The organism is Oleiagrimonas citrea (genome assembly GCF_012395255.1).
Classification (GTDB): domain Bacteria; phylum Pseudomonadota; class Gammaproteobacteria; order Xanthomonadales; family Rhodanobacteraceae; genus Oleiagrimonas; species Oleiagrimonas citrea.
The window spans coordinates 198,728-205,478 of sequence record NZ_JAAZQD010000006.1 but is presented as its reverse complement, the minus strand read 5'-3'; the positions used below and the strand labels follow the sequence as shown (position 1 = coordinate 205,478).

The 6,751-nt window shown below is 63.9% G+C and carries 6 protein-coding genes; 2 read left to right on the top strand and 4 right to left on the bottom strand.

All coding sequences use genetic code 11. The annotated features are described in order from the left end of the window. Positions 1–313: 313 nt before the first annotated feature. Entirely contained in the window at positions 314–1,525 is a 1,212-nt protein-coding gene (gene tyrS / locus HF690_RS14490; protein ID WP_168609945.1) for a tyrosine--tRNA ligase, read from the bottom strand. Positions 1,526–1,718: 193 nt separating this feature from the next. Between tyrS and HF690_RS14485 the strand changes: the two genes are divergently transcribed. Continuing rightward, positions 1,719–3,164, top strand: a complete 1,446-nt coding sequence (locus HF690_RS14485; RefSeq protein WP_113065403.1) for a peptidoglycan DD-metalloendopeptidase family protein — start codon at positions 1,719–1,721, stop codon at positions 3,162–3,164. A 7-nt stretch (positions 3,165–3,171) separates the two neighbouring features. Then, positions 3,172–4,290, top strand: coding sequence for an anhydro-N-acetylmuramic acid kinase (locus HF690_RS14480; protein WP_168609944.1), 1,119 nt, complete (start codon positions 3,172–3,174; stop codon positions 4,288–4,290). A 4-nt stretch (positions 4,291–4,294) separates the two neighbouring features. Here HF690_RS14480 and HF690_RS14475 read toward each other — a convergent pair whose 3' ends face one another. Genes HF690_RS14475 through HF690_RS14465 form a run of 3 tightly spaced genes read right to left on the bottom strand, consistent with a single transcriptional unit; the run spans position 4,295 to position 6,707 of the window. Then, positions 4,295–4,582: a hypothetical protein gene (locus HF690_RS14475; protein WP_113065405.1), complete on the bottom strand. Its 288-nt coding sequence runs from the start codon at positions 4,580–4,582 to the stop codon at positions 4,295–4,297. A 47-nt stretch (positions 4,583–4,629) separates the two neighbouring features. Then, complete coding sequence (locus HF690_RS14470; protein WP_168609943.1) at positions 4,630–5,937, bottom strand: AmpG family muropeptide MFS transporter; 1,308 nt, start codon at positions 5,935–5,937, stop codon at positions 4,630–4,632. After that, the gene (locus tag HF690_RS14465; RefSeq protein WP_113065407.1) at positions 5,934–6,707 is read right to left on the bottom strand and encodes an exodeoxyribonuclease III; all 774 of its coding nucleotides are present in this window, start codon (positions 6,705–6,707) and stop codon (positions 5,934–5,936) included. Before HF690_RS14465 ends, HF690_RS14470 begins: the two co-directional genes overlap by 4 nt. Positions 6,708–6,751 lie beyond the last annotated feature (44 nt).

Below are 6,751 nucleotides of genomic sequence, written 5' to 3'. Positions count from 1 at the left end.
ATTACAAAGGTTAAAGGTTTGGACGCTTGCATTGGTTGGACTTCTCCAACTCCGCAAGGCGCCCACACAAGTCACCTGCGCACACTGTCAAAGATCAATCGCTTGCGAAGTTTCCTTCGCGTCCCTTGTTAGGACGTTTCGTCCGAGGGAGCCGCACATTCTACATCGCTTTCCGTTTCCGTCAACACCCTTTTTCAAGGAAATTTTGTTGCCGGAGCGGAGCGCGAATCGCGCTGTGCCTGAGCGAGGCGCGAATCTTAGAGAGGTGGCACAAGATGCGCAAGCCTTTTTTGCAAAATCGCCGAAAAAAGTTTCAGGCCGTCTTGAGAAGCACCCGCGCGAAGTTGCGCTTTCCGATCTGCAGCACGCCCTCGAAGCCGGCCTCGAACACGCGTTGCGCGTCCTCTGCGACCTCGCCATCGATACGCACTGCACGTTCCTTGAGCTTGCGATTGGCTTCCGAGTTGGACTTGCTCAGCCCCGCCGCCGTCAGCAAGGCCGGCAGGCGAAGCCCCTCGTCTGGCACCACGATCTCATCGAGCGGCAGCAGCGAGGTATCGCCCTGCCCACGCACGACGGCATGCCAGCCGGCCACGGCCTGCTCGGCGGCCGCCGCGTCATGGAAGCGGGTCGCCAGTTCACGCGCCAGACGCAACTTGGCATCGCGAGGATTGAGCTGGCCGCTCTCGACTTCGCGCTTCATCGCCGCCAACTCGTCCAGCGAGACATCGAAACTGAGCAGTTCGAACCAGCGCCACATCAGTTCGTCACCGATCTTCATCGTCTTGGTGACGATATCGATGGCCGGCTCATTGATGCCGATGTAGTTGTCCAGCGACTTCGACATCTTGTTGACGCCGTCCAGACCTTCCAGCAGCGGCATGGTCAGCACCACCTGCGGCGGCTGGCCCTCGTGTTCCTGCAGCGCGCGACCCATCAGCAGATTGAATTTCTGATCGGTGCCGCCCAGCTCGACGTCGGCCTTCAACGCTACCGAGTCGTAGCCTTGCACCAGCGGATACAGGAACTCGTGGATGGCGATGGGCTGCTGCGCCTTGTAGCGCTTGTCGAAGTCGTCGCGCTCAAGCATGCGCGCCACGGTGTGCTGCGAAGCCAGACGAACCATGTCCGCCGCACTCATCTTGCCGAACCACTCGCTATTGAAACGCAGCTCGGTCTTGTCGCGGTCGAGTACCTTATATACCTGTGCGGCATAGGTCTCGGCGTTGGCTTTCACCTGTTCGGGCGTGAGCGGTTTGCGCGTGACGTTCTTGCCGGTCGGGTCGCCGATCATGCCGGTGAAGTCGCCGATCAGGAAGATCACCGTATGCCCCAGATCCTGGAACTGGCGCATCTTGTTGAGCAATACCGTGTGCCCGATGTGCAGATCCGGCGCGGTCGGATCGAAACCTGCCTTGATGCGCAGCGGACGCCCCTGTTCAAGACGCTTCTTCAGCTCCTCTTCCTTGATGATCTCGTCGGCGCCGCGGCCGATCAGCGCCAGCGCGCCCTCGATGTCGCTCATGAAAACCTCATGTACTACGAAATGGGTGGGACCGGATCGGAGACGGCCCCGACCTGAACGCGGTTAATTGTGCGTTAACCGAGGTGATGAACGCAACGCTTTGAAAAAAAAGGCGTTGACGGGGTTTCCCGGGCCTCGCTATCGTAGCCGCAATTGCTACTTCTTTCGGCATACAGGGGCGGGAAATCTAGATATGGCTCGGGGTCCCTCGGCTGCGCATCAAGCGCGTCGCCAGGCGATGCGCCGCAAGGCACAGCGCCGGCATCAGCACTTCTATCAACGATACACGCACTGGTCCTTCGGTTCGTCCGACTCGGGGCCACCGCTGCATTGGGCACGCGAACGCTGGGTGCTTGCTGCCGCAGCCGTGCTGCTGGTGGTGCTGTCCGCGCTGGTCATGCCCGCGTGGGCCAACGCGATGAAGCATCGCCCCACCGTGACCACCTACACCGAAATGCCGCTGGACCTGCCGACCCTGCCGCCGCAGGCGCCGCGCAAGCCCGTCGAGAACTGGCAGGTGATGCGCGTACAACCCGGCCAGACCCTTTCGGGACTGTTCGAGTCGCATGGACTCAGCTATCACGACCTGACCCTGGCGCTGGGCGCGACCAAGAAATCCGGCACCCTTCATGACCTGCACCCGGGCGATGTCTTCGGTTACCTCACCGACGCCAACGGCGCACTCGAAGCCCTGCGCTTCGATCTGGACGGCGGCCATCGCGTCGTGCTGCGTTTCGCCAACGGCGAAGTGACGCGCCACGTGCAGGAACGCGAACTGGAGCGCCGCGAGCACATCGCGCACGGCGTGATCCAATCGTCCCTGTTCGGCTCGGCCAGCAAGGCCGGCCTGAGCGAGGCGATGGTGGTGAAGCTGGCCGACGTATTCAAGTACGACATCGACTTCATCAAGGACATCCGCAGCGGCGACCGCTTTACGGTAGTCTACGACGATGTCTGGCGCGACGGCGCCTACCTGCACAGCGGCGACATCATTGCCGCCGAGTTCTACAACCGCGGCCACCGCTACACCGCCTTCCGCTTCCAGAAGCCGGACGGCACGTTCGGCTACTACAGCGAGGATGGCCGCCCGCTGCAAAAGGCACTGTTGCGTACGCCGGTGAAGTTCTCGCGTATCTCCTCGCGCTTCAGCCTGGCTCGTAATCACCCGATTCTCGGCTACACCCGTGCGCACAAGGGCGTGGATTACGCCGCACCGCGCGGCACGCCGATCCATGCCGCCGGCAACGGCGTGATCCGCGTGCGCGGCTGGGTGCACGGTTTCGGCCGCTTCATCCTGATCAAGCACGACGCCAAGTATTCGACGGCCTATGCGCACATGTCGCGCTTCGCCAAGGGCCTGCATATCGGTTCGCACGTGCGTCAGGGCCAGGTGATCGGCTACGTCGGCATGACTGGCCTGGCCACCGGCCCGCACCTGCACTATGAAGTGCGCATCCACGGCCATCAGGTCAATCCGTTGACCGTGACCATGCCGAAGCCGAAACCGCTGCAGCCGAAACTGCTGGCGCAATTCACGCAGCAGATGAAGCCGATGCTGGCGCGCATCGATGCGCTCGACGCCAACATCCGCCTGGCCAATCGGACAGACACGGCCAAGCGCGCGTCACAGACCGATTGACGCCGACATGCCGAACACCGATGCCGCGTTGTACGTCGGCCTGATCTCCGGCACCAGCGCGGACGGCATCGACGCCGCGCTGTGCCGCTTCGATCCGCATACCGAACTGGTTCACGCGCGCACACACCTGTGGCCGGACGCGTTGCGCGAGGACATCCTCGACATTTCGCAGGGCAACCGCCTGCTTGATCTCGATGCCTACGGCCGCCTCGACGTGGCCGTGGGACAATGCTTTGCCGAAGCCGTACATCAGCTCCTGCGCGAGGCTGACGTCCTGCCCTCGGCCGTGCGCGCCATCGGCTCGCACGGCCAGACGGTGCGTCACCGCATCCACGGCGACCAGCCCTTCACGCTGCAGATCGGCGACGCCAGCGTCATCGCCGAACGCACCGGCATCGATACCGTGGCCGACTTCCGCCGCGCCGACGTAGCTGCCGGTGGCCAGGGTGCGCCGCTGATGCCGGCCTTCCATGCCGCCGTGCTCGGCGCGCGCGAACATGTACGCGGCGTCCTGAACCTGGGCGGCATCGCCAACCTCAGCGTGCTGCACCCGGATGGCCGCGTGATCGGCTTCGACACAGGTCCGGCGAATGGCCTGATGGACGCCTGGTGTGCGCTGACCTACCGCCAGCCCTATGATCGCGACGGCGCCATCGCCGCCAGCGGCAAGGTCGATGAAGCCCTGCTTGCGGCCCTGCTGGACGATCCCTATTTCGCGTTGCCTGCGCCCAAGAGCACCGGTCGCGAGGTCTTCCATCTCGACTGGCTGCGCGCGCGCGGCGACATCGACGCCATGGACCCCGCCGATGTACAGGCCACCTTGCTGGAACTGACGGTGCGCAGCATCGCTGATGCCGTGCGCCGCGAAGCAGCACAGATCGAGGATCTGGTGGTCTGCGGCGGCGGCGTGCACAACCATGCATTGATGCAGTCACTGGCCGAGCAACTGGCGCCCTGTCGCGTGCTCAGCAGCGAAACGCTGGGCGTGGCACCCGACCATGTGGAGTCGATGGGATTCGCCTGGCTGGCCCATCGCCGCCTGCGCGGCGAGACAGGCAACCTGCCCAGCGTCACGGGAGCGATCGGACCGCGACTGCTCGGCGCGATTCACGCGGCTCCGCGCTGAGCCTTCAGTCCTTCGAAGGCGGCTTGTGTGCCGCCAACCGACCGACCGGCGCAGAGGCCAGCGCATCCAGCGCTTCCTCGAACGCGGCCGTTTCTTCAGCCTGCCAGGTGCCGGCCAGTTTCGCGATGCTGTGGAACTCGCGTTCGGCGCCCAGCACCTCGCCGCCCAGACCCAGGCCGCTGCGCATGGCATGAAGAATCACGTCGTTGATCGACCATTTGCGGTCGCGCGCGATCTCCTTGATGCGCGCCACCATGGCGTCGTCAATGTGGCGTACTACGATGTCCGGCACGTGCGGAACCTCCTCCGCGCTACATGCCCCCTGTGCGGCCTATTGTGTCAGTTTTGCGACGCCTTGGCAGCCTCGTCCTCGGGCTCGCGCGGCCGGTCCAGCGTCATGCGCCGCGACAGCCACGCCAGAAGCAGCAGCGTGGGCACCACGGAGAGCGCGCTGAAGATGTAGAAGCCCGAGTAGGTCCAGCGTTCCACCAGAAACCCCGAGAACCCGCCAATGAGCTTGCCCGGCAGATTGGCCAGCGAACTCAGCAGCGCGTACTGCGTCGCGGTGAATTCCATGCTGGTCAACGAGGACAGGAACGCGACCAGCACGACCCCGGCGAAACCCAGGGTCGAATTGTCGCCGGAGATCGCCGCGATGAAGGCCCAGGTCTGCCCCGGGTGCTGCGCCATCAGCAGATACAGCAGGTTGGACAACGCCACGCCCAGTGCCGCGATGTACAGCGAGCGCTTCAATCCCAGCGCTGCCACCGACACGCCGCCCAGGAACGCGCCGGCGATGCCGATCCACACACCGTACAGCTTCGATACCGTGGCGATCTGGTCCTTGGTGTAGCCGGTGTCGATATAGAACGGCCCGTTGATCACGCCCAGCATCTGATCGGGCAGCTTGAACAGGCCAATGAACAGCAGCAGCACGATCGCGATGACTACGCTGTGACGGTGGAAGAAATCGCGGAACGGGCCGACGAAGGATGCCTGAAACCCCACGCGCTCGCGTACGCGGATGGTTTCCGGTTCGCGCATCACCAGCGTCGTCAGCAATGGCACTACCAGACAGGTGGCCATGGCCAGATAGGCCGTGTGCCAGCTGCTGTAGGCCGCGATGTAGAGCGCCCCGGCCCCCGACACGATGAGACCGAACCGGTAACCCAGCGTGTAGGTCGCGGCCAATGCGGCCTGCGCCTCCGGCGGGGCGATCTCGATGCGGTAGGCATCGATCATGGTGTCCTGCGTGGCACCGGAGAATCCGGCCAGCGCGGCCAGCGCCACGAACAGTTCCAGTTGCGCCGGCCCGGTCGCCGCCATGCCCGTGAGCGCCGCGATCAGCAGAATCTGCGACAGCGCCAGCCAACCGCGACGACGTCCCAGGAAGCCCAGGATGGGCGCCTTCCAGCGGTCCAGCAACGGCGCCCAGATGAACTTGAAGACGTAGAAGAAGCTGACATAGCTGAACAGGCCGATCGCCCCCAGCGTCAGCCCGAACTCGCGCAGCCAGATCGACAGCGTGTAGCCAATCAGCAGAAACGGCAGACCGGAACCGAAACCGAGCAAACACAATGTGCCCGCCGACGGTGTGGCGAAGGCCTTGACGATGCCGCGCCAGCCGCGCGGCTTGGCGGCAGTCATGCGTCGTAGTCCACAGTGAACGGCGCGTGATCGGAGAAGCGTTCGTCGCGGTAGATCGAGCAGTCGGTCATGCGCTCGCGCAGCGACGGCGTCGCCAGCTGGTAGTCGATGCGCCAGCCGACGTTGTTCTCGCGCGCGCGGCCGCGATTCGACCACCACGTGTACTCGACGGTGTCCGGCTTCAGCGCACGGAAGGCATCGACCCAGCCGCGCTGGTCGATGAGGCCGTTCATCCAGTCGCGCTCCTCCGGCAGGCAGCCGGAATTCTTCTGGTTGGACTTCCAGTTCTTGATGTCCAGCTCGCTGCGCACGATGTTCCAGTCGCCGCACACCACATAGTCGCGGCCGCTGTTCAGCCACTCGTCGAGAATGGGCGCGAACCAGTCCATGATGCGGAACTTGTACTGCTGACGCTCGTCGCCAGACGAACCGGACGGAAAATACAGCGACACCACGCTGAGATTGCCGAACCGCGCCTCGATGTAGCGGCCCTCGCAATCGAAATCCTCGCGGCCGAGCTCGGTGCGGATCTCATCCGGTTTCTGCCGCGAATAGATCGCCACGCCGCTGTAGCCCTTCTTGCTGCGCGCATCGTGGAAACAGTCGTGATAGCCCTCGCGGGTGAACACCGGATCGTCGACCAACTGATGCGTGCGCGCCTTGGTTTCCTGCAGGCACAGCATGTCGGCGTCCTGCTGGTCGAACCACTCGAAAAAACCCTTGCGTGCCGCCGAACGAATGCCGTTGGCGTTGAGACTGATGATGCGCATGCGCGACGTTCCGGTGAAGGTTGCGGCATCATAACAATCTCGAG